This is a genomic window from Bradyrhizobium sp. AS23.2 (assembly GCF_001908185.1).
Lineage (GTDB): Bacteria > Pseudomonadota > Alphaproteobacteria > Rhizobiales > Xanthobacteraceae > Bradyrhizobium.
On record NZ_LGHM01000052.1, the window covers coordinates 1 to 6,218 of the forward strand.

The 6,218-nt window shown below is 56.7% G+C and carries 3 protein-coding genes and 1 pseudogene; 1 reads left to right on the forward strand and 3 read right to left on the reverse strand.

What is annotated here, in order from left to right; genetic code table 11:
* Positions 1-267: 267 nt before the first annotated feature.
* A pseudogene (locus AC630_RS12770) lies at positions 268-1,849 on the reverse strand (arylsulfatase).
* Between the two features lie 378 nt (positions 1,850-2,227).
* Between AC630_RS12770 and AC630_RS12775 the strand changes: the two are divergent.
* The gene (locus tag AC630_RS12775) at positions 2,228-2,860 is read left to right on the forward strand and encodes a tyrosine-type recombinase/integrase (RefSeq protein WP_074118882.1); all 633 of its coding nucleotides are present in this window, start codon (positions 2,228-2,230) and stop codon (positions 2,858-2,860) included.
* A 182-nt stretch (positions 2,861-3,042) separates the two neighbouring features.
* Here the strand turns inward: AC630_RS12775 and AC630_RS12780 are convergent, their stop codons facing one another.
* Both AC630_RS12780 and AC630_RS12785 read right to left on the reverse strand, forming a co-directional pair.
* A complete protein-coding gene (locus AC630_RS12780; RefSeq protein WP_074118883.1) occupies positions 3,043-3,864 on the reverse strand; it encodes a LamG-like jellyroll fold domain-containing protein in 822 nt (273 codons plus the stop codon).
* A 34-nt stretch (positions 3,865-3,898) separates the two neighbouring features.
* Entirely contained in the window at positions 3,899-5,551 is a 1,653-nt protein-coding gene (locus tag AC630_RS12785) for a PQQ-binding-like beta-propeller repeat protein (RefSeq protein WP_074118884.1), read from the reverse strand.
* Positions 5,552-6,218 lie beyond the last annotated feature (667 nt).

The window sequence follows — 6,218 nt, forward strand, 5'->3', positions numbered from 1 at the left end:
ATACAGAGCTTCGGTGCCGCGTGATCTGAGAAGTAGATGCTCCGCCATCCGCCGGAGTTCGCGTTTTTACACAGCCAGGGTCAGAAGCGGAAGGTTGCGGCTGCCCGCAGCTCGGTCCGCTCGGTCTGCGAAAGCGGACATGCCAGAGCTTTCGCTGCACGTCGGCTCAGGGCCAGAAGCAGACTCGGGCCTCGTCAAAAGAGATTGGCCTCCTGAACCGGAGTGCAGGAGGCCGAATTCGGAGGACGCAGCGTTTCTGGTGATGAGCTAATTGCCCGTAGGCAATGGGATGCTAATGCCCTCCTTCGCAAGCGTATCGCGGATATATTGGAACCGCTCAAACTGAGAGAGTGTAATCGGACCACTGTAGCTTTCGCTCTGTAACTTGCGCGGCGGATACTGCACGTATGTCTTCATCAAGTCCTTGATCGCCGCGCTGATTGTTATCATCGTCCAGGTTCGCTCTGTGAAGTTATTCATGAAGATGTCGTAGCGTTCCTGGGGGTCCTGCCAAAGATCGAAGACTTGCGGGACAGTTGCGACATACTTCTCCGCGCCCTTCCAGCCCAGGTTGGAGTCCACAGCGAGCCCGCCGGTTGAGGCGCCGTCGTCACCGCGCAGATTGAACACGGCCTTGTAGTTGCCGACCCGCGCGGCGCCGGGCGTCAACTCGTTCTCGGTGAAGTAGAACCACGACTTACGCGCGGACTTGCCGGTGCCGAACAGCACAGGTGACATGTCGTAGCTGTCGAAGATGATAGGTTTTCCCTCGCGGTCGTTTTCCGGTAGTTTCACGCCGGCAAGCGCTGCGAAAGTGGCCATGTAATCCAGGCCGCCGACGATGTCGGAATTCTTAGTCCCGGACTTGATGTTCGGCCCCCAGGCGATGGATGGAACGCGATTGCCACCCTCTCGCACCGTGCCCTTGGTGCCGCGGAATGGCGTGTAGCCTGCGTCAGGATAGACATCCTGCCAAGCTCCATTGTCAGTGGTCCAGAAGACGTAGGTGTTCTTGTCGAGACCGAGCGCGCGCACCTTGTCCATGACCCGGCCAATCCGCGTGTCGTTCTCGACAACGGAGTCCGCGTACTTGCTCTTTGACAGCGACTTGAGCTGGAACTCGGGCGCCGGCATATTGGGCTGGTGCACCTTCATGAAGTTGATGCTCATGAAGAACGGCTTGTCAGCCTTGGCGGCTCTATCGAGATACTCGATCGATGCCTTCTCGACATACTCGTCATAGAACGGAATGCCGACCACGCCCTGTTGCGGCGTGTTGACGTATTGACCGTTGATCTTGAATTCCTCGCGCGCGGGTTGTCCTGCGTTGCCAGACATTGCGCCCTTGGTTACGCGCTGAAACATGGCGCGCAGCTCCGGGTCCATATCGGGGAACCAGGTTGGATCACCGTAGGTATAGGCGTTGAGATGATAAAGGCCGGCGTATTTCATCTCATCGTAGCCCTGCGCGTTGGGTAGCGCATAATCGGCTTCGCCCAAGTGCCATTTGCCCGTGAAGAAGGTGTTGTAGCCCCCCCGTCTTCAGCACAGAACCCAGCGTCCATTCGGCTGCCGGCAGGCCGCCGCCCTGGCCCTGAAACGCCACAGTTGTCATGCCGCTTCGGTTCGGGATGCGGCCGGTCTGGACGGCGGCGCGACCGGGCGTGCAACTCGGCTGGGCATAGAACGACAGGAACGTCATGCCTTCACTCGCCAGTCGGTCGAGGCTTGGAGTAGGCATACCGCGGTTCTCGCCGCCCCCATAGGGACCAGAGTCTCCGTAACCGAAATCATCGGACAAAATCAGGATGATGTTGGGTTTCTGAGCCTGCGCATTCGCTGGAGCCATTGGGCTAAAGAGTGTGGCAGACGCAAGTAACGCGGCAAAGCAATAGAGTGGCAGCTTGCAGGTCATTTGGTGCCTCCCTTGTCAAGTATTTGAGACGATGGGATCGGTTCGCCCCATCGACTGGCGTTCGAAAGCGTCGGAAGTCTAGTTTACTTCGAACCGTAGGGCGCGGCGGCCGCATCGACTATGCAAAGTCGGCAGAACGGCAAACCTTTAGCGCCAGATGAGCAACACTCAAACGGGACGTCCGCAACGGGTCATTCGCTGTGTACCTAAGATGGTCCCCGAGCCCCTCCACGGCCGCAGGCCTCTGAAAGCAGACACGATCTGCGCGTCAAAACGCATGCTCGATGCCCTCACAAACCGAGGAGTACGATCATGCCTGACGAAGTCAGCCTCTCTACTAAAGCTCGCCGCGCAGCGTGGAACAAGGGCAAGTTGATCGGAGCGAAACCTCCGCTGCGGCCAAACCAAGTCTGGTCGATCCGAACCCGGCTCCTGATCGAAAGACGGACCCGCGACCTTGCCCTTTTCAACCTTGCGATCGACAGCAAGTTGCGTGGTTGCGACGTCGTCGCCTTGAGGGTCGAAGATGTCGCTCCGAGTGGCTATGCGGTCGATCGTGCAACCGTCCGGCAGAAGAAGACTGGGAGGCCGGTCAAGTTCGAGTTGACGGATCAGACGCGGCAAGCCGTTGACGACTTCTTGAGGGAAGCCGGCAAAAGGCCAGGTGAGTATCTGTTCACTGGACGTCGTGGGCGCGATCGGGCAATGACAACGCGCCAATATGCTCGCCTGCTTGCAGATTGGGTGACAAGCATCGGGCTTGACCCGAGGGTGTTTGGCACCCACTCGCTGCGCCGGACCAAGGCAACGCTGATCTACCGCCGCACAGGGAATTTGCGAGCCGTGCAGCTGTTGCTCGGTCACGCCAAGATCGAAAGCACAGTCCGCTATCTCGGCATCGAGGTGGACGACGCGCTCGCAATTGCCGAACAAGTTGATGTCTGAATCACCAGGGCAGAGCGGACATGCTCTGCCCATCGGCCATCAGCCGTTTCGGGCCAATATCGGACTCTGTTGTCCCAGATCACGATATCGCCGATCGACCAGAGCCAGCGACTGATGGTCGATTCCGATTCTGTCGATGGAACGGGGGATGCGCTGGAAGTCGAAGCGGTCACTATTTTTGGCTAAACATAACTGTGATACATGGCCGTGCCGCGCAGATCGATAGTGCCCGCCGTCCATATCGAGGCGATTTCAGACGCGGAAAGCAGCCTGTTCCAAATGGCGAGATGCGAGATCGCTCCTTTGTAACCTGTCGTCTCCATTCCCCCGACGGTTAAAGGACCCGACCCGTCTTCAGGATGTACGTTAAAGTCGCCATACTTATCGGCAGCTATGCGCTTTGCCTCGATCGCTTGTTTCCATAAGATGCAGCCCTTGGTGCGATCGGTTGCCGAGATCCAGTGCTCGGCTTGCCCTACGACGAACACCCATTTGCCTAACTCGATCGGCGTCTCGTCATTGGCGGAAACGCCGTATTCCATGTAGGAACCGTTGCCTTGGCCTGCGGGAGAACCCAAGTTAAAGGTGTAGAAAGAAAGCCGCGAATGACGATTTGGATTTGTCTGATTATAGAGCCGCAAGACCCACTCGACATCAGTTGAAGGGCTAACCGCCTTCTCCACGAAATGAACGAACTGATCGTTCGATCCTGTAGTTTGCACGTTGTCGAGTGCCAGCGGACAAATCCATGCGGCGACGGTCAGAGCGTTCGCGTAGGCGTGCGAGTATTTTGGATCGCTGTCAATCGTCAAATAGCTTCCCGATCCCCCATCGAAATAGGGAGCTTGCGACTCGCCGAACGGAATGACCGCGAGACTCACGCCTTCAGCAGGCACTGAGGCGTCGTGGAGACCTAACTCGTCGTGGCACCAAGAGCCAATCAGATCGTCAAGCGGCCAGTAACTTGTAGGCTGCGTGCCTAAAATCGCGACCTTTATGCCCATTATTTCCTTCGACTGTATGTTGCAGCCCGACCAGTTACGGTTTTTTGGCAGTACGGGCAGGCTTGATGACGTCGGCGTGAAGCAAACCTTGCGCATCCACGTTGCCGGATACGTTTACACCCTGACCGACGACCAGTTCTGGGCTTAGACCGTTTTTGATGGCAAGCTCAGCCTCCACTCGTACCTCGGTGCCCGTTCCAGTCTTCAGCGTGAACTGGGAACCGCTGACTGCGATGATTTGCCCTGAGGCGTTCTGAATTATCTCTGTAGTACGCGCTTCCGCCACGGGTGGCACGAAGCCAAAAATGTCCAGCTCTTTGTAGCTCGCAACGTAAACTTGTCCATTCGCAACGACCGGCACAATGTTGGAGTTGGCGCCCTCGTTCCAGTTCGCCTGAAGCGGCACATCCCAGTTTCCAGCAACCGATTGGAATAACAGCTTGAGCTCGAATGTTCCCGGTATTGGTTGGAACGCGAATAGGGTGGGCTCTGGCCCGCCTGGTGGGGAGCTATTGCTACGCGACACAGCCCAAATGATCACGTCGGCCTCGCCGTTGGATGAAATAGAGGTGAAGAACCCGGGCGAGTCGCCCCCGAGGGGTAGGTCCGTCGAGGAATGGATCTGCGTCAAGCTTGGCGATGGCCACGTGATGACTTGCCAAACGCCAACCCGTGTACCGCCGCTACTCACGATGTTATTAAGGTAGTACGACTGACCGCACCAGCACGCTCCGATTTGCTTCGTATCGAGAACATGATTGGCGGCGGTGTTGAAGCCACCCATGTTATTTCGGTCAATCAAAAACATCTGGCCGTCCTTGCCCGCGGCTGCGGCCATATGACGTACATTGCCTAATTGGTCGGGCAAAAGAAGCACTCCGCCAGAACCGAGATCCACATCATTGGTGTCGAGCTGGTTGACGTTTGACGGTGTAAAGAAATCTAGGACCTGCCTTAGGTCAGCCGATACTTTGACAACGCTTTCAGATAAATTGTTGTTACTATCGTAAGTGTTCTTCCTGGAGTTGCCGGTAGCGAAATAGAGATGCCCGGCGACGGCCGCTATGCCGTAACCGGACATCCAAATAGTTGAAAGCGCCGGCAAAGTTGGCGAGCGATCGGGTAAGAAGTTTGCTTCCAATGGCTTTAAATCAGCGGCGCCCCATCCAAGCAGCCAGCCCCGCGAAGCGGATGTGCGATCACACCAGCTTGAAAAAGCCGCGTAGATGTTGCCATGCGCCAGAAGAAGCGCCGCGCGCTGACGATGCTTGGCCGCATCAAAGACAAACGTGCTACCGTCGTCCAATTTGTGCGAAGCCGAGACAACGACCGGGGCTACCCTGTCATTTAGCGTGGCCAGATCAATCGCATGAAGCCGATAGGCGGGTTGCACGTCACCCATAGTATAGGACATCAGGTACATAGTGCCCTGAGCGAGATCAATTACGGGTGTCGACTCAATTCCAATGCGCGGACCGTTATTCCTACAGGCATGCATCTCGGCGGAATTCGGCGGAGCAGGTACGGCCTGTCCCAGATTACGGAAGAGGAGAATCTCGCCGTTATTCGCGTCGATTGCGTAGATTGAGTTGTTCTCTGTAACCACATAAACGACGTCATGCGGGCCAGGGGGCACTCCTGCTCCGCTGATCGTGATGTCTGGCACGATGAGCGGTTGTGCGTACACGGTATCGTCCAGCGCAACCCGTGCCAGAAGGCCAAATCTTTCAATGGCGCAAGCATAAGCGGAACATCGCCTCAGGGTCGGATTCAGTATCTCCTCATGCGAGTTCCAACCCGTTCGAAAAGTATCGTAATGATAAGTCGTTACTGCGATCTTCGGAATGGGCGTTCTAACTTGTGCCCAGCACACGCTTGTTGCGCAGACAGCGGCGATTAGCCCGCACCACCGGACGTACGGGTGTCGTACACGACGGTTCGGCGAGGCGGCCGGATTACGAGGCGGAGCGATCTGAAGAGGCATGGAACCCTCCTCAATTGGCTTTGAGCCGCATGTTCGAAATGAGAACTGCTTCTTAACTGGGATTTCGTGGGGCCGGTGATCGGGCGTGAATATCCGCGCAATTTAGAAACAGGACATGTCCACAAGCGGTCATGCCCGCTCCCGGCGTTATAAATAGCCGCTACCTCGCTGCAGGTGCTATCCAATTTGGCTTAGAGAAGCAGAAGCGCGGTCTTGTTGATCTAGATCAACGGAAGTCTGCCTTGGGTCACTTTCGACGGACTTGGTGGGGATTGTCGGCTGGTTGATGTCCGCTTTGTCCGGCGGGTTCAACGGATCGCCGCAACACATTTTGCGAACTTCTCAGCCGGGGTTTGAAAGAGCAAGGTCT